We start from the raw sequence: 20,463 nt of genomic DNA, 5'->3' as shown, positions 1-20,463 counted from the left end.
ATTCTTTGAAACTGGAGACTTCAATGCGTTTTCTCGCAACCCTTGCGGCTGCAGCCTTGCTTGCGACCACCGCTCAAGCTGAAACCATCCGCGTCGGCGTCACCGCCGGCCCCCATGCCGAGATCCTGGACGTGGTGAAGAAGGTCGGCGCCGAGCGCGGCCTCGACATCAAGGTGGTCGAGTTCACCGACTACGTCATTCCGAACCAGGCGCTGGCGCTCAGGGATCTCGAGGCGAACTCGTTCCAACACGAGCCTTACCTGAAGAACCAGATCTCCAAGACCGGCTGGAAAATCGTCAAGGTCGCGAACACGATCGGTTCGCCGCAGGGCGTCTATTCGCAGAAGTACAAGAAACTTGCTGACCTGCCCGAAGGCGCCCGCGTTGCGATCGCCAACGATCCTTCCAACGGCGCGCGCGGCCTGATGATTTTGGCGCTGCACGGCGTGATCAAGCTGAAGGATCCGAACAACGTCGCTTCGAGCATTGCCGACATCACCGAGAACCCGAAGAAGCTGCGCTTCGTCGAGCTCGATGCCGCCCAGCTTCCGCGCGCGCTGCAGGACGTCGACGTCGTCTCGATCAACAACAATTACGCCGTGCAGGCCGGCCTCAATCCGGCGACCGATGCGATCGCGCGCGAAAACCCCGATGGTCCCTGGGTCAACATCCTCGCGGTCCGCGAGGAGGACAAGGACAAGCCGTGGGTCAAGCAGCTGATCGCGGTCTATCACTCCGATCCCGTGAAGGCGTTTCTTGAGACGCGCTTCAAGGGTACGTATTTGCCGACCTGGTAACGTGCCCGGCCTGCATGGTTCGAGACGCCCGCTTGCGCGGGCTCCTCACCATGAGGGTCTGATATCTCGCTGCAAAATGACCTCATCCTGAGGGCCCGCCAGAGGCGGGCGTCTCGAAGGATGGCCGCAAGCGAGCTGCTAGCCACGACTTGTCCTGGAGTAGAAGACGCGCGCGTCAGGCGACAAGCCTCGCGCGCCGCAGCGTCTCCGAGGGCAGCTCGGAGAAGTGGCGCTTGTAGTCGAGCGAGAACTGGCTGAAGTGCCAGAAGCCGTGTTGCACGGCGACGTCGTAGATCGACGTCTCGGCGCCACTGGCGCGCTTCAGGTCCCGCCGCACCCGGTTCAGCCGCATCGCGCGCCAGTAATGCATCGGGCTCGTGCCCACGACTTCCTGAAAGCAATAGCCGAGCTTGCGCGGGCTCGCGCCGACCGCCTTGCAGACCTCCAGCAGCGACAGCGAGCGATCACCGCTGCCATGCATCAGCTCACGGGCGCGATCCACGGTGCGCTTGCGCGCCGTGGCGCTGCGGCCGGGATCGCTGGGCTGGGCCGTCGGCAGCATGTCCATGATCTCGACGAGGAGGGCGTCCTCCAGCGCTTGCCGCGCGGCCGGATCGTCGAACCGTTCGGGTGCGGCCGTGATGGTCTCGTGAATGGCGGCGAGGTGGGCGCGCAGCCGCGCGACCGGCGCCGCCGCCATCTCGATCACCCGCAACTGGTGCCAGACGGCGCGCGGCAATTCGATGTCGAGCCGTGCCGCAAGCTCCGCGATCAGCACCGCGCTGGCGACGACACCGCGCAACTCGAACGCCTTCGGCGTACACATGTCGATCTCGGCGTCGATGCTGGCGATGACCTGGGAGCCCGCAACACTGGCCCCGTTGCAATTCACCTCGCCATCGCCGTGCCAGGGCAGACCGATGCCAAAGCTGTCGGCACCTAACTGGCCATATTGGCGCACCTGCTGGCTGGTGATCTCGCAGAACACTTCGAGCCGGGGCAGGGAGAGTTGCGTGAAGCTGCCCCGGAACGCCCGGCGCTGGTCGTAGCTCAGCCGCCAGCGGCCGAGCGTGGCGCAATGCTCGTCGACATCCGTGCTGCTCGCTTGAAGTAGATTGGCAGCCGAGTCTTGAATCGGAAGAGTTGCGCTTAAGGCCATGACAGCACGTCAGAATTTGCAAGCCGAATAGCCAGCAAGAACTACGCCAGACTGGCACGGCCATGGCCGCTGTCCAGCAAAATATTGCCGGATCTCGATAACGCCCGATGCGGCCTGTGTGCAGTCTTCTCCCTTGCCGTTCCGACATCGCAGTCGGGATGGCCTTGCGGAGGATCGAGATGCGACCGACGGACATCATGCGCGGCAGCCCGCCCACGCCCGAGGCCCAGGTGACCCGTGCCAATTGGCGCAGCTTTCCCGCCATCCGCTGGGGCTTCACCCACACCCGCGAAGTGCTGCCGACCGCGGAGGTTCGCCGCTCCGCGCATCCCACACCGATGGCAAGCGCGCCGCGCGAGCTGCAAAAGCTCAGCTTCACCGCGCCGGACGGCAAGCCGACCACGGTCGAGGCCACGTCGCGCGAAACCTTCGGCGATGCGCTGCTGGTCATGCACCGGGGCACGCTGATCCACGAATGGTACGGCGACGGCATGAGCGTTACCACGCCGCATCTGATCTGCTCCATCAGCAAGTCGATCGCCGGCACGCTCGGCGGCGTGCTGGCCGCGCGCGGCCTGCTCGATCCGGAGGCGAGGGTGGTGCGCTACGTGCCGGAGCTGGAGAGCTCGGTCTATGGCAGCTGCACCGTCCGCAACGTCCTCGACATGGCGGTCGCGATCAAGTTCGAGGAGGATTACGAGGACCCCGCCGGCGACGTCGCGCGCTAACGCTTCTCCTCGGGCTGGGACGTGCCGCCGCCAGGCGTCGAGGCCGGCCATCAGCGCGCCTATCTCACCACGCTGCGCGGGACAGGAAAGCCGCACGGCAAGGTGTTCCACTACGTCTCGACCAACACGGAAGTGCTCGGCTGGGTCTATGAGCGCGCCTGCGGCATGCCTTACCATCGCATCCTCTCCGACTATCTCTGGCAGCCGATGGGCGCCGAGGAGGACGGCTCCCTCACACTCGACAGCCACGGCATGGGCCGCATCGCCGGCGGGCTTTCCGTCACCGCACGCGATCTGCTGCGCTTCGGCGAAATGATCCGCTGCCGCGGCGTGGTCGAGGGCCGGCAGGTGGTGCCGGGCTGGTGGATCGACGACATCCACGAGAACGGCGATCCCCAGGCGTGGAAAGACGGTGATCTCGCCGACATTTTCCCGGGCGCCCGCTACCGCAGCAAATGGTACACGATCGATCCCTCGCGCAACGATCTCGCGGGGATCGGCATTCACGGCCAATGGCTCTATATCGACGCAGCCACCGACACCGTCATCGTCAAGCTCGCGACGCAGCCGAAGGCGATGGACGTTCCGCTCGACCACCGCTGGCTCGCCGCCTTCCGCGCCATCACCGCGCATCTCGCCCCGCGCTGATTCTTGGTCATCATCATGCTCGATACCGTCAAAGCCAAATCACCGATTCAAGCGGCCGCACCTCATCCGCTCGATCCCCTGACGGCCGAAGAGATCACGGCCGCCTGCACGCTGGTTCGTGCCGCCGCGACCTCGCCGGAGAACTGCCGCTTCCCGACGGTGCGGCTGGAGGAGCCGACCAAACAGGAATTGGCTGCGGGCGGAGCAGGGCGCCGCGCCTTCGCGCTCACGCTGGACATCACCACGGGCGAGGCGATCGAGCACATCGTCGATCTCGCGCGCAATGAGATTGTCGGCCGCAAGGTCATTCCGCACCGCGAGGCGCCCTACGGGCAGCCGCCGGTGATGCTGGAGGAATTCTTCAAGTGCGAGGCCGTGGTGAAGGCCGATCCAGGCTGGCGCGCGGCGATGGTCCGCCGCGGGCTCACCGACAAGGATATCGAGCTGGTCCAGGTCGATCCGTTCTCCTCGGGCTTCTTCGATTTTGAGTACGAGCGCGGCGCCCGTATCGTGCGCGCCGTCAGCTTTTTCCGCGAACATCTGCAGGACAACGGCTACGCCCATCCGATCGAGGGCGTAGTCGCTGTGGTCGACCTGATCGGCGGCAAGGTCATCGACCTCACGGACGCAGACCCGATCGTGCCGATCCCGCGCAAAAAGCGGAATTACGGCGCGCATGAAGTCAAAAACCCGCGCACCGACATCAAGCCGCTGCATATCGAACAGCCGGAGGGCGCGAGCTTCAAGGTCGATGGCTGGAAGGTCGACTGGCAGAAATGGAGCTTTCGCGTCGGCTTCACGCCGCGCGAAGGGCTGGTGCTGCATCAGCTCGCCTACCAGGACGGTGATCGCAAGCGCTCGCTGATCCATCGCGCCAGCGTCACCGAGATGGTGGTGCCCTATGCCGATCCGACCGAGAACCATTTCTGGAAGTCGGCGTTCGATGCCGGCGAATACGGGCTCGGCATGCTCGCGAACGCGCTCGAGCTCGGCTGCGACTGTCTCGGCAACATCCATTATTTCGACGTGCCGGCCGCCGACAACAAGGGCGCGCCCTTCGTCATGCAGAACGCCATCTGCATGCATGAAGAAGATTACGGAATTGCCTGGAAGCATTACGAATTCCGCAACGGCCTGTTCGAGGTCCGACGCTCGCGACGGCTCGTCATCTCGTTCTTCGCCACCGTCGGCAATTACGATTACGGCTTCTACTGGTACCTGTACCAGGACGGCACGATCCAGCTCGAAACAAAACTCACCGGCATCATCCAGACCGCCGCTGTGCCATCCGGCGAAAAGTACAAATGGGGCGGGATGGTCGACGACAATCTGGGCGGGCCGACGCACCAGCATTTCTTCAACGTGCGCCTGCACATGGATCTCGACGGCGGCGGCAATACCGTCACCGAGCACGAGTTCGTGCCGCGGCCCTGGGGCGCGGACAATCCGCACGGCAATGCCTTCGACACCACCACGCGCGTGTTGTCGCGCGAGCGTGATGCGGCTGCCATTGCGAACGGCGAGACCGGCCGGTTCTGGAAGATCAGCAATCCCAACGAGACCAATTCGGTCGGCAACGCGCCGGCCTACAAGCTCGTGGTCAATCCGAGCCCGCTGATGCTGGCGCAGGAGGGCAGCTACGTGCGCAAGCGCGGCGGCTTTGCGACGAAGCATGTCTGGGTCACGGCCTTCGACAAGGACGAGAAATACGCCAGCGGCGATTATCCCAATGTCCATGCCGGCGGCGACGGCCTGCCGCGCTACGCCGCGCAGAACCGCAATATCGAGAATACAGATCTCGTGGTCTGGCACTCCTTTTCTCGAAGAACCACAACGCGCGCTCGCTGGGCACGGCGACCGACGGCTCAACCGACATCAGCGGCAACCCGTCCGGCTGGCTGTTCTCGGCTTATGACGGCATGACTGTCGCAGACATTCTGGCAAAGCTCGGGAAATAGCTTTCAGAGCGTATTTGCACTTCGTGATAGGCCGGCTTTGAGGCTGCCTATCGGCTGACCGTTCTTGCAGGACAGGCGCCATGGTGGATCTCGACAATTTGCAGGCAATCGTCGCTCGAAGCTCCGCCAAGCCGCTACTCGCGGTTCTGTTGTTTAGGTTTGGCGACGTCGGCGGTGCCAGGTCCTTCCTGCGGCAATGGATACCGCGGGCCGCGGTGGGGGCGGGCCCGGACGCCGAGGGTCCCGCGTTCCACTTCATGTTCAGTTGGAACGGCATCGCGACATTGATGTCGGGTCGCCCCGACCTTGACGTCGCGCAGGGGCGGCGGCAGTTCGAGGTATCGTTCGTGGACCCCGCGCAGGCGCCGGATGGCGGCATTGCGACACAGCTCGGTTTCTTCGACGCCAGCGCTCCGGCGGGATGGTGGGACGGCAAGTTCAAGTCGAGCGATATCGATCTCGCCATCCATATCGGGTTCGATACGCCCGAGCAGAAAGCCGATTGCCTCGCGCAGGTGCGGCAGTCGGCGACAGGATTCGGTGTCCGGGAATTGTCACTTGAAAGTTGGGACGACGGTGCGCTGTCCGGCTGTCGGCCAGCCGACGGCCGCCTGCATTTTGGCTATCGCGATGGAATCACCGCGCCCAATGTTGACTGGAAGGATGCGCCGGCTGCCAGGGCTTCCGACGCCGTCGATTGTCGCGAGATCGTCGTCGGCTATCCGAACAGCGATTTTCCCACTGCACCGTTCAAGCCCGGTCCATGGCAGGACTTCGCGCGCGATGGATCATTCGTCGGCCTGTCGTGGCTTTATCAGGACGTCGCGGCCTTCAACAAATTCCTGAAGGCGAATGCACCGCAGGCGGCGCCGCATGTCGGTCCGGAACTGGCCGAGGAATGGATCGCGGCCAAGATGATGGGGCGCTGGCGACACGGGTCGCCGCTGTCACGTTTTCCGGATGCACCACCATCGACCCCGCAATTGAACGATGCTTTCGGCTATGGCGACGATCCAAACGGCGTCAAATGCCCGCTCGGGGCTCACATTCGCATTGTCAATTGCCGCGATCATCCGCTGAAATTTGCCAATCAGATTCGTTTCCCCAAGGGGCCGCCGCGAGTCATACGCCGCGGATTTTCCTACGGTCCTCATCTGGAGAGCACGGAGGACGACGGCAAGGACCGCGGCATCGTAGGGCTTTTCTACTTCGCCAGGATCAACGAGCAATTCTATACCATCCTGCGGTGGATGCATCAGACGGACTTTGCCGACGCCTACATGCGCCTTCCGAACGGAGCCAATGCGCAGGATGCGTTGACCGGAAACCGGGCAGACCCAAAGGCCGAGACCCGGTTCCAGGTTCCGCTCGCGGGGGACGGCTCCGTGACGTTCCAGATGAAGCAGTTTATCCGCTACAAGGGTGTCGCAGTGCTGTTTGCGCCGAGCGTTAAAGCACTCAACACGATGATTGACGCGCAAGGTTGAACTGCCGGCAATGTCCTGGTGACGGGTCTCCGTCAGCCGTCGCATTGTCGTCGTAGCAATTCGTTCGCGGCAGCGCTGATCGCCCAAGCTCCGGCGAGCGGCGCGAGACAGCGAGCCCGCCGTTTCCAGGCGGTCGCGGACAAGCGGCGAATGTTCTCACTCTAGAAGCATTCCATATCGAAGCGATCATAGAGGCCGGCGATGCACCTCGACGCGCAGATGGGCGCATTGGTCGCACGATTTATTCCCCGGTCTCGATAGATTCTAACTCTGCGTCTCTCGCACTGAGAATGCCCCCGCGTTAGGGCGAGAGTCCAAAAATCATTCCGGCAAAGCCGGCAGTGCGTGGGACCTCGATAGACGTGTCAGACTTCCAACTTCGTTCGTGCTCCAATGCGCGTGTTCGACAGCTTCAGGTGCTTTTCTTCGGCGCCGTCAGCATATTCGCTCTCTGCGTTCCCTTCGCGCCCGTGCAGGCGCAGACTCAAATTCCCACGGTCTCGGTGGAAGCGCCGGCGCCGCGCGCCCGCCCCGCTTGATGAGAGTCGAGACGATGAGAGCGATATTTGGCAGGCTGCATCGCTGGGCGGGACTGCTGACGGCCGGCTTCCTGTTCTTCTCCGGCATCACCGGGGCGATCATCTCCTGGGACCACGAGATCGACGAGGTGCTGAATCACCACCTGTTCGATGTCACCAGCAAAGGCCCGGCGATTCCCTCGATCGAGCTCGCGAAGATGATCGAACAGCGCGATCCCCGCGCACGCGTCGTCTACCTCTTCATGACGCCGGAGGAGGGGCACTCGCTGTGGTTCTTCGTGATGCCGCGGATCGATCCGGCGACGGGAAAACGCTTCGCGATCGACTACAACCAGATTTTCCTCGATCCCAACACCGGCGCGGAGCTCGGCCGGCGCTATTGGGGCGCGGTGTGGCCGGTGACGCGCGAAAACTTAGCCCGCCCTATTCGTGAGAGCGCGGTATTTTGGTCCGACTGGTGCATCCGCACACCTCCGCTGACGAGGCGCACAGGATTGCCTTCGGCTTTTCACCGCCTGACGACCGGTACTTTGCAACGCGCTTGAGGGATGGGTTGGGTGAACGCGGGCGGACGCCCCACCGGTCAAGGACCGAGCGGCAGCAGCGCGCCGGGCAAGCTGCGGATCAGGTCGGCTTCGGGACATGCCGCGGCGAACGCAAGGCGAATGCGGCTCTTGGTCTCGACAACCCGGGCGGCGATTTTCAAGAGCCGAAGACGCAGCGTCGCGAACTCGGCAGTGGCCAATTCCCGGACTTTGGGAATGGCGTCGCGCACGGTCAGCATCAGCCAATAAGCGGCGGTATGGAGAACGAGGCGGACTTGATTGGCGAGCGCCGAACGGCAACTGGTGCGATCGGAGGCGAGCTGCGTCTTATGCAGCTTGATCAGATTCTCGGCTTGGCCGCGCGCGCAATACAGGCTGTCGTAGATCCACTCGGCCGAGCCGACATCGAGGCTGGTGACGACGAAGCGGATGTCGAGGCCGAGCATCGTCGCCTCAATACGGGCGACGGTGCGTCGTTCGCGATCCCAGGACTTTGCCTTGTGGCGCGTCTCGGTATAGCCGCGCAGAACCGGCAGGTTCTCGATGGCGCGTCGCGTGCGGATGTCGTCGGCGACCGCGTCGACTTTTCTGGCGAGCGGCTTGGTGCCGGACAGACCGAAGATGTAGTCGATGCCGTTGGTCTCGCACCACGCCATTGCCTCCGGCCGGGCATAGTGCCCGTCGCCACGGAACGTAATTCGCGTGTTGTGCCACCGCGTCCGGATATGCCGTACCAGGCGGCGCAGATGGGCACGCACCTCGACGCCGCCCGGCGTCTTGCCGGGCCGCAGCACGACCGCCACGGGCCGGCTCTTCTCCGTGTCGTAGACGTGGATCGGCAGGAAGCAGCGTTCGTCATAATGAGCGTTGAACAGCGAGAGCTGCTGATGGCCGTGGACGACATCGCAGGTATCATCGATGTCGAGCGTGACGGATGCCGGCTCGCGCGGGTAGCTATCCATCCATGCGTCGACCAAAGTGTAGGTCAGTCGGATCACGTCGCGCAGGCGCGGAGCATTCTCCAGACGCGACAGCGTCGGTTGGGAACACAGATCGCGACCCGTGTCCGGCAGCCGTCCGCAGGCCAGCTTGAATGCGGGATCGGACCGCAGATGATCGAGGTCGTCGGCGTCCTCGTAGCCGCAGCAGATCGCGAACATGCGCGCGCGGAACATATCGACCAGGCTGTGCACGACCCGCGTCGGATCGCGCCGATCCGGGAACACCCGGGCCAAATTGTCGGCCAAGCCGAGACGCCGCTCGGCCATCGCCAGAAGCATCACGCCCCCGTTCGAGGTCAGCCGACCGCCATCGAAGGCAGCTGTGACTTTCTTGGCGTGAACGGCTGGAAACGAGAAGGGCAGAATCGTATCGTCGGTCATGGCGGGCGTGGTGTTCGCGGCTGAAGGTGATGGGGTTGGCTTTGCAACCGAATCCTACGCCGCATCAGCGCTTTACACCACGCTCGCCAGCCTCTCAGGCGCCCTCTGACGAATAAGACGGGTTAGTCTCGTTCCTCTACAAGCTCCACTACACCATGCACATTCCGGAATTCTGGGGCAGCGATCGCTGGGGCATGCGCGTGCTCGGCGTCATCGCCATCATCTGGACCATCGATTGCTTCGTCGGCTTCTATCTGACGCTGCCCTCGCGACGGCGCGCCAAGGCCGCGCGGGCGCCCCAGGTCACGCGCCAGCTCGAACGCGGCTTCTGGGCGCGCTGGGCGCCGGCCTGGACCATCAAGGCATCGGGCAGCGCCTACCGGATCAATTTCGACATCCATCGCGCCTTCAGCCTGTGGACCTGGGGCGTGCTGTTCATCATCGCCTTCACGGCGTTCTCGCTGAACCTCTATTTCGAGGTGTTCTCGCCGATGATGAAGATGGTGTCGAACTACACGCCGACGCCCTATGAGCAGCGGCCCTACCGCAATCTCGACGATCCCATCGAGCCCAGGGTGACGTTCGCCGACATTGCTGCGCGCGCGGCGGCTGACGGCAAGGGGCGAGGGTGGACCGTCCCGGTCGGCGCGCTCAGCTACGGCCCGGCCCATGGCGTCTACGCGGCCGCCTACTTCCATCCCGGCGACGATCACGGCGCCGGCGGCGTCGGGCCGGCCCAGCTCTATTACGACAGCGAGGACGGCCGTCCGATCGGCGAACGGCTGCCGTGGGTCGGCACCGCCGCCGACATCTTCGTGCAGGCGCAATTCCCGCTGCATTCGGGCCGCATCGTCGGGCTGTTCGGCCGCATCCTGATCTCGATCATGGGCCTCGTGGTGGCGGCACTGTCGGTCACCGGCGTCGTGATCTGGTGGCGCAAGCGCCGCGCCCGCGTCCGGGCGCGCGAGACGGCGGCGATGCGCCTGAGCCGGCAGCAACTCACGCCGGCGGAGTAGGGCCGGCGTGCCGCTCGATCGTCTGTGCGTTTACCGAGTCCGCTCGTTGACGATGGGCATCGCGGTCTGCAGCGCCTGCTCGTAACGTTTCAACTGACTTAGCGAGAATTTCTTCATCGCCAGCAGTTCGTCGGACGTCTTGCCTCTCAATCGAGCGACTTTGGATGTCTTGAACGCGTCATCATTCGCCGCCGAGGCGTTCTGTCGAAGCGCAAAAACCCTTTCGATGCTCTGCGACAACAGCCGATTGCGCTCCACCCCTTTGTTCGCGTGCTCCACATAGTGAAGCAGTCGATCGGTGGGCATGTCGCGAGCACTGTCTGCATCTCCTTCGATGAGGCGAAGCAGCTGCTCATCAACGATATCGGTGCATAGGTCGATACATTCGTCGCATATAAAGACAGCCGGCCCAGCCACCAGCTTGCTCACTTCATGCTGGTTCATGCCGCAGAACGAACAGTAGATGGGACGATCCTGCTGGGCAGGATTCTGCACGCCAGCACTCGGCTGCGCCGCATCAATCTTGGCCGACAGAATATTCCAGTTCTCGTACCCGAACGCTTTCGCATCAGTTCCAAAGCTTCGCTGTGAGTGGTTTGCACGGCTTTGGCATTCAAGGCATCGCGCAAGGAACGAGCCATAGCCTTCGCATCGCGGAAATCGCGCATGAGAGCACCCGTATCGGCGAACGGAGAAGATCGGTGCCTGCCTTGCCGACCCGCTCGCCAATAGCGAGGGTGAGGGCGACTTTGATACGTTCACCATCCCCAAAGGGCGCAGGCAGCGGGTGTATCGACCCGATCGAATTTTGGCGCCGGACGGCCGCTCTTGTCAACCTGAAACGGGTACATCGACACCTCCGGCCGCCGCGCACGTTCGCAGTTCAGGAGCCGATGAACCTTCCCGTCCGGCACCAGCACAAAGACTGGAGATCGCTCCCAGTCTTCCGGAAATTGCAATGAGATTGCTCGTCTTGCTCTGCCTGCTCGTTTTCGCGACACCCACCGACGCCGCCACGCCCGAGCAGCACTATCTCGATTTGCGCGATCGCTACATCGCAAAATTCTCCAAAGCCAAGGAGAACGACGAGACTTTCAAGCAGCACGATGCGGCGCTCAACGAGCTGACCGGTGTGCTGCGCGGCCTGGTCGGACCGGTCACGATCAAGGGGCTGCCGGCGGAAGGCAAGTCGAACGCCGACACGCTGTTCAAGGGCGACTCGGGCTTCGGCCATCTCGACGGGCTGGGCTTCGCCTCAGAGGGCGACAAGATGCAGGCCGTGGTGACGACGACCGCGCTGCTCAAGCACTGGCTTGCCGAGCACCGCGAGGACGGCCTGCCGCAGGAGATCGCCGCAGCCTTCAAGTCGGATCGCTTCTACTATCAAGCCATCCAGGACTCGGCCTTCGCCAAATATGCCGAGCTGCCGATCACGAAGCCCGCATCCGCGAGTGCCGCGGTCGCCGTGCTCGGCGTGCGCGGCAACGGCGACCTGAAGGGCGCGCCGCATGAAATCGACGTCGTCGCGATCCAGGGCGACAAGGTCTACTTCCTCGCCGCAACCGACGCCGTGAAGACGGCCGAGATCCCGGCCTGCGAAAAAGTCTGGAAGCAGATGATGGCCAGGAACACCCCGCAGGACGCCATGGCCAAGGAAGACCAGGCCATGGACGCCTACACAAAGTGTTTCGCCAGGGAAGCGCCGAGCCAGGGCTGGTTCGCGGCGGCGGTCAAGAAGGCACAGAGCCAGTTGGAGCTGCTGCTGGCGCGGTAATTGCGCAGCTTCACCACACTCCGCACCTCATCCTGAGGAGCCCGCAAAGCGGGCGTCTCGAAGGATGGCCACACGCGAGAGGCGGGCCTTCATGGTTCGAGACGCGTGTGCCGCGCTCCTCACCATGAGGGTCCTGCAACGCCATCAGGCTAGAGCGCGCTGCCGCCCAAATTCCACCCGCGGCCGCCCTCGCCAAAAATCTCATACCCCGTCGCCGTCACCACGACCGTGTCCTCGAGCTTGATGAAGCCGCGCTTCGGATGCTTCATCGTGGTCTCGATCGAGACCACCATGCCTGTTTCGAGCGGCAGCCGGGCGTCGGTGTCGTCGTAGGGGACCGGTCCCTTGGCGGTCAGGCGAGGGGCCTCGTGGCTGACGAGGCCCATGCCGTGAGCCAGGAAATCGGTGCAGTCGCGCTGGGTGATCTGGGCAAGCTGCCGCTCGGCCGCGACGTAGATGTCGCCGCCCAGGGCGCCCGGCCGGACTGCGGCAAAGGCGGCGCGCTGGACCGCCTCGATCTCGGCCAGGCAATCTTTCAGTTCGCTGTCGGGTTCGCCCAGCACGGCCATTCGGGCGAGGTCGCCGATATAGCCGTGATAATTGCCGCCGGAATCGAGCGACAGCACGTCGCCTTGCTCCCAGCGCTGCGATGATGGCGCCCTGTTGTGGCTGCTGCCGCATGCGAGCAGGCAGTATTCGAAGGTCAGGCCGCGATTGGCCTCGGCGACACGCAAACTGTCCGACAATTGCTGCTTGGTGGTGCCCGGGCCGTGCGCGGCGATCACCTCCAGCATCGATGCGATGACGAGCTCGGACGCCGTCTTGAGCTTGGCCAGCTCGTCCGCCGACTTGACCGCCCGCAGCCGCTCCAGCACCAGCAGCGCGTCCTTGAGCTCGGCGCCGGGCAGGGCGTCAGCGAGCACCCTTCCTGCATCCATCGGCAGGAACGCCATCTCGACGCCGACCCGCTTCAAGGGCACGCCGGCAGCCCGGATCAGGCCAATGGCCCGTGTGACCGCGCTCGACCGAGCCATTGGATTCGGTGCGGACCTGCGGCACCCACGGCGGCGCCACGGCACGCTGATGGGTTTCCAGACGGTGACCGATATAGACCGCCTTGTCCGGCGCGCCCCTGGGATAGACCAGGACCGGCAGATAGCGGCTGACACCCATCGCGTCCATGTAGTCGAAGAAAATCGCGCGCTCGGCGCCCAGCAGGTACTGCACATTGTGCTTGGAGGTCACGACCAGCACGTCGAGGCCGGCGGCCTCCATGAGACGGTCGAGCTTGGCGGCATCGAACGGAATGGCGCGCGAGGTGGTCGCGCGGGCGATGTTCTCCTGCATGACGGGCTCCTTACGCCCCAATGGCAAATGGAACCAGGACCGAGACCGTCGCCAGCTAGCGTCCGCGCCTGAGGTCCGCGGTTGCGCGCCGAAGAATATCGTGAAGCCAGTCATGCGATGGCTCGCCCTCGATACGTTCGTGCCACAACAGCCGGACCTCGACCGGGGTCGTCGCGTAAGGAAGCTCGCACGCGGTGATGGCATGCTCACGTTCGAATGCCCGCGCCAATGGACGCGGAACGATGGCCGCGAGTTCGGAGTCCGCGAGCAGGGCGGGCAGCGCCAGGAAATGTGGAAGCGAAACAGCTATGCGCGGCGGCCGGTCGCTTTCGGACAATGCCCGTTCGAGCGCTGCGCGGTCATACATTTCCGATCGCCTGGCGAGGCCGCGCTCGGAGATGAAGCCCCCGATTGCTCCCTCCTGCTCGCCGCCGAAGGAGACGACGACCAGCGGCATGCGCGCCAGGGCCGCGTTGTCGATCCGGCCGAGCTTGCGCTTTCCGCCCACGATCAGCACGTCGTCATATTCGAACAATAGCGAGGTCCGGAAGCGGCTTGGCGGATCCGAGAAGACACCGATCGCAACGTCGATGCGACCAAGGTCGATCTGCTCGGCAAGATCGATCCGTGTCACCGGCTTGATGATCAGGTCGATCGCCGGCGCCTCAAGCCCGAGTATCTTCAGGAGCGGTGAGGCCAGCACCATCGTGGTGAAGTCGTTGGCGGCGAGGGTGAATTGCCTTGTGGAGGCCGCCGGAACGAAGCGCGGCTGCTCGACCGCCGCCTCGAGAGATCGCAGCGCTTCGCGAACCTGTGGCACGGTTTGCGCCAAGCGGCGCCAATATCCAGCCCTGGCACGTCTACGTGCTGGCCGGCGATGCCAAAGACAGGGTCTCGGCCACACTGCGCGAAGCGCACGAAACCGCCCGCGACGCACATATGTCGGAATACAGATACTACGCCAGTGACCTGCCCGAACCCTACCTGCAACGACGACAGGAGTTCGGCCGGTTGTTCTACGGTTCGCTCGGCATCGCCCAGACCGATATCAAAGCCAGGAGCGGCCAGACCGCCAAGAACTATGCGTTCTTCGGCGCGCCCGTCGGGCTGATCGTCACGATCGACCGGCGCCTGGAGGTCGGCAGCTGGCTCGACCTCGGCATGTTCATCCAGAACGTGCTGCTGGCTGCGGCAGGCCATGGGCTCCAGTCATGTCCGCAGGAGACGTTCTCGAAATACCACCGGATCCTGCGTCCGCTGCTGTCGATCCCGGCGGAGCAAATGGTCGTGTGCGGCATTTCGATCGGCCGTGCCAGGGACCAAATCGCGGGCAGGCTGATGCCGCGCGCGGACATCGCGGACTTCGCCTCGTTCGCGGGCTTTGAAGAACAAAGTGCAACCCAAATGGAAAGGACAACGCCATGGGAAGCCGAGACGAATTGATTCAGTACAGCATTCCGTTTCTGCGCGAGGTCAAGGATATGACGCCCGGCGCGGAGATGGAGCGGTGGCTCAACCAAACATACGGCGAGGGCAGCCAGCTCTACCAGGACCTGGCACGGCTGATTAAGCGCGGCGTCGCGGAAGGCTGGGCGGCGAACCAGGAGGTCGACGGTCCGAACTACCGGCGCAGCCGCATCATGGACCCGACGCCTGAAACGTTCCAGTTCAGCATCACGGCCGTCTACATGAACAGCACCGATCCGCGCCGCTTCAAGGACGAGGACGACCACGACGTGCTCCGCGGGCAATATCACGGTCACCCATATGGGGAACTGAACCTGGTCGTGCCGCTGGACAAGGGCGCCGAGCTGAAGGGGCTGCAGGGCTGGCAAGGGCCCGGCTGGACCGCGCCCGATCCCGGCAGCCGGCACTATCCCGAGGTCCGCGGCGGCGCCGTCATCGCGCTGTTCTATCTGCCCGCCGGACGCATCTCCTACGACTTCGCGGCGCCGTCCTAATCGCCGGCCGGACGGTCTCGGGTGACGCCGTGCGCGAGCGTCACCCGTTCAGAAGCATGCACAGCTGAGTCCGCGCGCGGCGATGCGCCGCGACGCCACGGCCAGCAAGGCGGCTCACCATGAACGGTGGAGAGGGATTTCGGCGACCATGCGCCAGGCGGGCCCCAGCCCGGACCGCCATATCCGTAATTCGCATAAGGTATATTATGGAATATCTTTATATACAATTAGATCAGATATTTAGATCGAATTCCTGACACGGCGCCTTCGCTTGCCGTCCGCTTTCGGTCTACGCCGCGACCGGCCTCTCGGCTCTTGACGGCTACTGTGCATGGGGTTGTTTTTCAGATTTTGAATCCGGCCCATCTGCCGAAAGCCGATATTGCCGCGACGGTGTCCGGCTGCAATAAGCGAGACCTCGCGAGATCGCAGATGACCTTCAGGCCTTCCGTCCGTATAGGTTTGCATCTCAGAACAACAACAAACTTCCGAGGAAGCAGACCCATGAGCTTTTCCCGACGCACGCTTCTCAAGGCCTCCGCCGCGACCGCGGTCCTGGGCGGCCTCGGTGCGCCCCATGTGGCCCGCGCCCAGAGCGCCGAGTTCACCTACAAATACGCCAACAACCTGCCTGACACCCATCCGCTGAACGTGCGCGCCAAGGAGATGGCGGCGGCGATCAAGGCCGAGACCAACGGCAAGTTCGACCTCCAGATCTTCCCGAACAACCAGCTCGGGTCGGACACCGACATGCTGAGCCAGATCCGGTCCGGCGGCGTCGAGTTCTTCACGCTGTCAGGACTGATCCTGTCGACCCTGGTGCCGGCCGCGTCCATCAACGGCATCGGCTTCGCTTTCCCGGACTACAACACGGTCTGGAAGGCCATGGACGGCGACCTCGGCGCCCATGTCCGCGGCGAGATCAAGAAGGCCGGCCTCGATGTCATGGACAAGATCTGGGACAACGGCTTCCGCCAGACCACGTCGTCGAGCAAGCCGATCAACGGTCCTGATGATTTCAAGGGCTTCAAGATCCGCGTGCCGGTGTCGCCGCTGTGGACCTCGATGTTCAAGGCGTTCGATGCGGCGCCCGCCTCGATCAATTTCGCCGAGGTCTATTCCGCGCTCCAGACCAAGATCGTCGAGGGCCAGGAGAACCCGCTGGCGATCATCTCGACCGCCAAGCTGTACGAGGTGCAGAAGTACTGCTCGCTGACCAACCACATGTGGGACGGCTTCTGGTTCCTGGCCAACCGCCGCGCCTGGAGCGCGCTGCCGGAGGACGTCCGCACCATCGTCGCCAAGAACATCAACGCCGCCGCCGTCAAGGAGCGTGAGGATACCGCCAAGCTGAATGCGAACCTCCAGCAGGAGCTCGCGGGCAAGGGCCTGACCTTCAACCAGCCTGCGGTGGCGCCGTTCCGTGACAAGCTGCGCTCCGCCGGCTTCTATGCCGAGTGGAAGGGCAAGTATGGCGACCAGGCCTGGGATCTCCTGGAAAAGGCCGTCGGCAAGTTGTCGTAACGCGCGTTGGGGCCGCCGAGGTTCTTATCGAGATGGCTCATGTCGAGGTTGAGGCGACCGGAGTGGTGGGCGAGGTGGCCGTTCAGCCCCCTCACCGATCCCTCGTGCTGGCCTCGCTGGAGCGCATCCTCGGCCTCGCCGTCGAGATCCCCGCGGCCATTCTGGTGGTCGCGGAGATCGTGATCCTGTTTGCGGGTGTGGTCGCGCGCTACGGCGTGCACCGGCCGCTGATCTGGTCGGATGAGCTCGCCTCGATCCTGTTCCTGTGGCTGGCAATGCTCGGCGCCGCGGTCGCGTTCCGCCGCTCCGAGCACATGCGCATGACGGCGCTCGTCGCGAGCGCGCGGCCGGCCTTGCGCGCCTATCTGGACGTAGTCGCGACCTGTGCGGCGCTGGCGTTCCTGGCGCTGATCGTCTGGCCGTCCGCCGAATACGCCTACGAGGAAAGCTTCATCACCACGCCGGCGCTCCAGATCTCGAACATGTGGCGCGCCGCGGCGCTGCCGGCCGGCGTCTGCCTGATGGCGGTGTTCGCGCTGCTGCGGCTGCTGCGCGCCGCCGATTACCGCATGGTGCTGACGGCGGCGATATCGGTTGCCGTCATCGTCGGTCTGTTCTGGCTGGCGCAGCCTTATCTGCGGCCGCTCGGCAATCTCAACCTCGTCATCTTCTTCGTCGGCGTCGCCGGCTTCTGCGTCTTTGCAGGCGTTCCCATTGCGTTCGGGTTTGGCCTCGCGATCTACGGCTATCTGGCGCTGACCACGCGGACGCCGGTCATGGTGCTGGTCGGGCGGATGGACGAGGGCATGAGCCACCTCATCCTGCTCTCGGTGCCGCTGTTCGTGTTCCTGGGGCTTCTGATCGAGATGACCGGCATGGCGCGGGCCATGGTCGCGTTCCTGGCGAGCCTGCTCGGCCATGTCCGCGGCGGCCTGCATTACGTGCTGGTCGGCGCGATGTACCTCGTCTCCGGCATCTCCGGCGCCAAGGCCGCCGACATGGCGGCGGTGGCGCCCGTGCTGTTCCCGGAAATGAAGCAGCGCGGCGCCAAGCCCGGCGACCTCGTGGCCTTGCTCGCGGCCACCGGCGCGCAGACCGAGACCATTCCGCCAAGCCTCGTGCTGATCACGATCGGCTCGGTCACGGGCGTGTCGATCGCCGCCCTCTTTACCGGCGGCCTGCTGCCCGGCGTCGTGCTAGCCATCACGCTCTGCATGCTGGTGTGGTGGCGCTACCGCCACGAGGACATGAGCCATGTCCGCCGCGCCACGGGTGGCGAGATCGGCAAGACCTTCATCGTCGCCCTGCCCGCGCTCGCGCTGCCCTTCGTGATCCGCTACGCCGTGGTCGAGGGCATTGCGACCGCGACCGAAGTCTCCACCATCGGCATCGTCTACGGCGCCCTGGTCGGCCTCCTCGTCTACCGCCGCTTCGACTGGCGGCGGCTGTTTCCCATGCTGGTCGAGACCGCGTCGCTGTCGGGCGCGATCCTGCTGATCATCGGCACGGCGACCGGCATGGCCTGGGGGCTCACCCAATCCGGCTTCTCGCGCTCGCTGGCTTCAGCCATGACCGGATTGCCCGGGGGACCTGCGACCTTCATCGCCGTGTCGATCCTGGCCTTCACCATCCTCGGCAGCGTGCTCGAGGGCATTCCGGCAATCGTGCTGTTCGGTCCGCTGCTGTTTCCAATCGCCCGTGCCGTCGGCGTGCACGAGGTGCACTATGCCATGGTGATCATTCTCGCCATGGGTATCGGGCTATTCGCCCCGCCCTTCGGCGTCGGCTATTATGCCGCCTGCGCCATCGGACGCGTCGATCCGGCCGAAGGTATCAGGCCGATCTGGGGCTATCTGCTGGCGTTGCTGGTGGGATTGATCATCGTCGCGATCTTCCCCTGGATCTCGATCGGATTCCTGTAGAGCGCGGCGTCAAGGAGGGTTCGATGAGCGAGCCGCAGAACCAGTACAATATCGGCCTCGACAAGACCCCCGCCAACTACGTCCCCCTGAGCCCGCTGAGCTTCCTCGCGCGCAGCGCCGCCGTCTATCCCGACCACGTCAGCACGGTCTATGAGGGGCGCAGCTTCACGTGGCGCGAGACGCATGAGCGCTGCAAGCGCTTTGCGTCCTGGCTTGGCGGCAAGGGCATCGGCGTCGGCGATACCGTCGCGGCGATGCTGCCGAACATTCCGGCGATGAACGAGGTGCACTTCGCCGTCCCCATGACCGGCGCCGTCCTCAATGCGCTCAACATTCGTCTCGATGCGCCTTCGATCGCGTTTCAGCTCGATCATGGCGGCGCCAAGATCATCCTGGTCGATCCGGAGTTTTCGACTGTCATCACCGACGCGCTCGCGCAGATGAAGGGGCCGAAGCCGCTCGTCGTCGACGTCGACGACGCCGCTTTCAAGGGCGGCAAGCGCATCGGCGAGATCGAGTATGAGGCGGCGGTTGCGCAAGGCGATCCGGACTTCGCGGCGATCCCGCCGGGCGACGAATGGGACGCCATCGCGCTGAGCTATACTTCGGGCACCACGGGCAATCCCAAGGGCGTCGTCACCCATCATCGCGGCGCCTATCTCAACGCCGTCAGCAACATCCTTGCCGGCCAGCTCGGCCAACATCCGGTCTATCTCTGGACGCTGCCGATGTTCCACTGCAACGGCTGGTGCTTCCCCTGGACCATTGCGGCGGCCGCCGGCATCAACGTCTGCCTGCGCAAGGTCGAGCCGACAAAAATCTTCGAGCTGATCAAGCAGCACGGCGTCACCCACATGTGCGGCGCGCCGATCGTCTACAACACGCTGATCAACGCACCCGACGCGCCGAAGGGCAGTGCCGCGCGCCGCGTCGTCGGCCTGATCGCCGGCGCCGCACCGCCGGTCGCGGTGCTCGAAGGCGCAGAAAACATCGGCATCAGGCTCACGCACGTCTACGGCCTGACCGAGGTCTACGGCCCCGCCTCCGTCTGCGCCGAGCAACCCGGCTGGGACGATCTGCCCGCCGCCGAGCGCGCCAGCATGAAGCGGCGGCAGGGCGTGCCCTACCCGCTCGAGGAAGGCGTCACCGTCATCAATCCGCAGACGATGCAGGAGGTGCCCCGCGACGGCGAGACCATCGGCGAGGTCATGTTCCGCGGCAACATCGTGATGAAGGGCTACCTCAAGAACGAGAAGGCGACGAAAGAAGCCTTCGAGGGCGGCTGGTTTCACACCGGCGACCTCGGCGTGCTCGACGAGCACGGTTACGTCATCATCAAGGATCGCTCCAAGGACATCATCATTTCCGGTGGCGAGAACATTTCCTCCGTCGAGGTCGAGGACATCCTCTACAAGCATCCGGCCGTGCTGTTCGCAGCCGTCGTCGCAAAGCCCGATCCGAAATGGGGCGAGGTGCCCTGCGCCTTCGTCGAACTGAAGGACGGCGCCAGCGCGACCGAAGCCGAGATCATCGCCTTCTGCCGCACGCATATGAGCGGCTTCAAGACGCCGAAGGCCGTCGTGTTCGGACCGATCCCGAAGACGTCCACGGGCAAGATCCAGAAATTCCTGCTGCGTAACGAGGTCGGCTCGTCCAAGGCGATCTCGGCCTGAACC

13 protein-coding genes and 5 pseudogenes are annotated in these 20,463 nt (G+C 64.2%); 12 read left to right on the top strand and 6 right to left on the bottom strand.

Annotation, left to right across the window (positions count from 1 at the left end; translation table 11 throughout):
- Positions 1 to 23 precede the first annotated feature (23 nt).
- The gene (locus HAP41_RS25200; RefSeq protein WP_166096554.1) at positions 24 to 797 is read left to right on the top strand and encodes a MetQ/NlpA family ABC transporter substrate-binding protein; all 774 of its coding nucleotides are present in this window, start codon (positions 24 to 26) and stop codon (positions 795 to 797) included.
- Between the two features lie 175 nt (positions 798 to 972).
- Here the strand turns inward: HAP41_RS25200 and HAP41_RS25195 are convergent, their stop codons facing one another.
- Positions 973 to 1,956 (bottom strand): helix-turn-helix domain-containing protein, encoded by a 984-nt coding sequence (locus HAP41_RS25195; protein ID WP_166096555.1) that lies wholly within the window; start codon positions 1,954 to 1,956, stop codon positions 973 to 975.
- Between the two features lie 179 nt (positions 1,957 to 2,135).
- Here HAP41_RS25195 and HAP41_RS25190 point away from each other — a divergent pair.
- The 4 genes and pseudogenes from HAP41_RS25190 to fsrB (HAP41_RS25175) all read left to right on the top strand — a co-directional run.
- Positions 2,136 to 3,332, top strand: a pseudogene (locus tag HAP41_RS25190) (serine hydrolase domain-containing protein).
- Positions 3,333 to 3,347: 15 nt separating this feature from the next.
- The gene (locus HAP41_RS25185; protein WP_224580743.1) at positions 3,348 to 5,255 is read left to right on the top strand and encodes a primary-amine oxidase; all 1,908 of its coding nucleotides are present in this window, start codon (positions 3,348 to 3,350) and stop codon (positions 5,253 to 5,255) included.
- A gap of 115 nt (positions 5,256 to 5,370) precedes the next feature.
- Positions 5,371 to 6,777: a Dyp-type peroxidase gene (locus tag HAP41_RS25180; protein ID WP_166096556.1), complete on the top strand. Its 1,407-nt coding sequence runs from the start codon at positions 5,371 to 5,373 to the stop codon at positions 6,775 to 6,777.
- Positions 6,778 to 7,330: 553 nt separating this feature from the next.
- Positions 7,331 to 7,729, top strand: a pseudogene (fsrB, locus tag HAP41_RS25175) (siderophore utilization protein FsrB); the annotation flags it as partial.
- Positions 7,730 to 7,899: 170 nt separating this feature from the next.
- Here fsrB (HAP41_RS25175) and HAP41_RS25170 read toward each other — a convergent pair.
- Positions 7,900 to 9,243: an IS1380 family transposase gene (locus HAP41_RS25170; protein WP_166053720.1), complete on the bottom strand. Its 1,344-nt coding sequence runs from the start codon at positions 9,241 to 9,243 to the stop codon at positions 7,900 to 7,902.
- 116 nt (positions 9,244 to 9,359) lie between these two features.
- On the opposite strand from HAP41_RS25170, the pseudogene fsrB (HAP41_RS25165) reads away from it, so the two are divergent.
- Positions 9,360 to 10,259 (top strand): annotated as a pseudogene (gene fsrB, locus HAP41_RS25165) (siderophore utilization protein FsrB); the annotation flags it as partial.
- A gap of 348 nt (positions 10,260 to 10,607) precedes the next feature.
- On the opposite strand, the pseudogene HAP41_RS25160 reads toward fsrB (HAP41_RS25165), so the two are convergent.
- Together HAP41_RS25160 and HAP41_RS25155 are read right to left on the bottom strand one after the other, a co-directional pair.
- Positions 10,608 to 10,703 (bottom strand): annotated as a pseudogene (locus HAP41_RS25160) (ClpX C4-type zinc finger protein); the annotation flags it as partial.
- Entirely contained in the window at positions 10,700 to 10,900 is a 201-nt protein-coding gene (locus tag HAP41_RS25155; protein WP_248577241.1) for a hypothetical protein, read from the bottom strand. The gene HAP41_RS25155 and the pseudogene HAP41_RS25160, both read right to left, overlap by 4 nt.
- Before the next feature lie 317 nt (positions 10,901 to 11,217).
- Here HAP41_RS25155 and HAP41_RS25150 point away from each other — a divergent pair, with 317 nt between their 5' ends.
- On the top strand, positions 11,218 to 12,033 hold the full coding sequence (locus tag HAP41_RS25150; protein ID WP_166096558.1) for a hypothetical protein: 816 nt from the start codon (positions 11,218 to 11,220) through the stop codon (positions 12,031 to 12,033).
- A gap of 149 nt (positions 12,034 to 12,182) precedes the next feature.
- Here HAP41_RS25150 and HAP41_RS25145 read toward each other — a convergent pair.
- Both HAP41_RS25145 and HAP41_RS25140 read right to left on the bottom strand, forming a co-directional pair.
- Positions 12,183 to 13,380 (bottom strand): annotated as a pseudogene (locus tag HAP41_RS25145) (M24 family metallopeptidase).
- Positions 13,381 to 13,435: 55 nt separating this feature from the next.
- Complete coding sequence (locus tag HAP41_RS25140; protein ID WP_224580745.1) at positions 13,436 to 14,200, bottom strand: LysR substrate-binding domain-containing protein; 765 nt, start codon at positions 14,198 to 14,200, stop codon at positions 13,436 to 13,438.
- Here HAP41_RS25140 and HAP41_RS25135 point away from each other — a divergent pair.
- The 5 genes from HAP41_RS25135 to HAP41_RS25115 all read left to right on the top strand — a co-directional run bounded on the left by HAP41_RS25135 (position 14,194) and on the right by HAP41_RS25115 (position 20,460).
- A complete protein-coding gene (locus HAP41_RS25135) occupies positions 14,194 to 14,823 on the top strand; it encodes a nitroreductase (protein WP_248577113.1) in 630 nt (209 codons plus the stop codon). The genes HAP41_RS25140 and HAP41_RS25135 overlap by 7 nt on opposite strands.
- The gene (locus tag HAP41_RS25130; RefSeq protein ID WP_166096559.1) at positions 14,802 to 15,341 is read left to right on the top strand and encodes a 4-hydroxylaminobenzoate lyase; all 540 of its coding nucleotides are present in this window, start codon (positions 14,802 to 14,804) and stop codon (positions 15,339 to 15,341) included. The genes HAP41_RS25135 and HAP41_RS25130 overlap by 22 nt, the downstream gene beginning before the upstream one ends.
- 504 nt (positions 15,342 to 15,845) lie before the next feature.
- Entirely contained in the window at positions 15,846 to 16,865 is a 1,020-nt protein-coding gene (locus HAP41_RS25125; protein WP_166096560.1) for a TRAP transporter substrate-binding protein, read from the top strand.
- 32 nt (positions 16,866 to 16,897) lie between these two features.
- Positions 16,898 to 18,787 carry a TRAP transporter large permease gene (locus HAP41_RS25120; RefSeq protein WP_176400465.1) on the top strand — a complete coding sequence of 630 codons (1,890 nt, stop codon included), beginning with the start codon at positions 16,898 to 16,900 and terminating at the stop codon, positions 18,785 to 18,787.
- A gap of 23 nt (positions 18,788 to 18,810) precedes the next feature.
- Complete coding sequence (locus HAP41_RS25115) at positions 18,811 to 20,460, top strand: acyl-CoA synthetase (RefSeq protein ID WP_166096561.1); 1,650 nt, start codon at positions 18,811 to 18,813, stop codon at positions 20,458 to 20,460.
- Positions 20,461 to 20,463: the final 3 nt, after the last annotated feature.

This window comes from Bradyrhizobium barranii subsp. apii (assembly GCF_011516635.5).
Taxonomy (GTDB): domain Bacteria; phylum Pseudomonadota; class Alphaproteobacteria; order Rhizobiales; family Xanthobacteraceae; genus Bradyrhizobium; species Bradyrhizobium barranii.
This window is presented reverse-complemented; position numbering and strand designations above follow the sequence as displayed.